1 protein-coding gene is annotated in these 610 nt (G+C 50.7%); it reads right to left on the minus strand.

The annotated features are described in order from the left end of the window. The coding region (locus R7R24_RS28355; RefSeq protein WP_318120403.1) for an aminoacetone oxidase family FAD-binding enzyme at nucleotides 1-549 on the minus strand (549 nt) is incomplete at its 3' end. Between the last annotated feature and the right edge of the window lie 61 nt (nucleotides 550-610).

Raw genomic sequence — 610 nt, forward strand, 5'->3', positions numbered from 1 at the left:
AAACTGCTCAGCCACTTTGTAACCAAATGGCGTCGCGCCCAGTTTTGGCATGGAAAGGCCACCGGTCGCAATCACCAAAGATTCGCACTCAACGGGCTCAGTACCCGCGTGCAGACGAAAGCCTTCTTCGGTTTTCTCAATGGTGTGCACATCGCATTGGTAACGCTGTTGAATGTTTGGCATGTCACACTCGGCCAGCAGCATCTTCACGATGTCTTTGGCGGTAAAAGCATCGACACAAAACAATTGGCCGTGGTCGCGCTCTTCAAACTCGATGCCGTGTTTGCTGACCATGGAGATGAAGTCCCAGTTGGTGTATTGCGACAGCGCCGATTTCACGAAGTGTGGGTTTTGGCATAGGTAGTTGCTGGCTGATACGTCGTAGTTGGTGAAGTTGCAGCGGCCACCACCAGAGATAAGGATTTTACGTCCTGGCTTTTTGGCATGATCCAGCACAAGCACACTGCGTCCGCGCTTGCCTGCTTCTGCAGCACACATCAAACCCGCGGCTCCCGCGCCAATTACAACAACATCAAATTTCTTACTCATCGGTCGCTCTTAGGCTCTATCCAAAATCCAAAACAATAAAAAAGGATGTGCTTATTGCACA

This window comes from Vibrio sp. 704 (genome assembly GCF_033339295.1).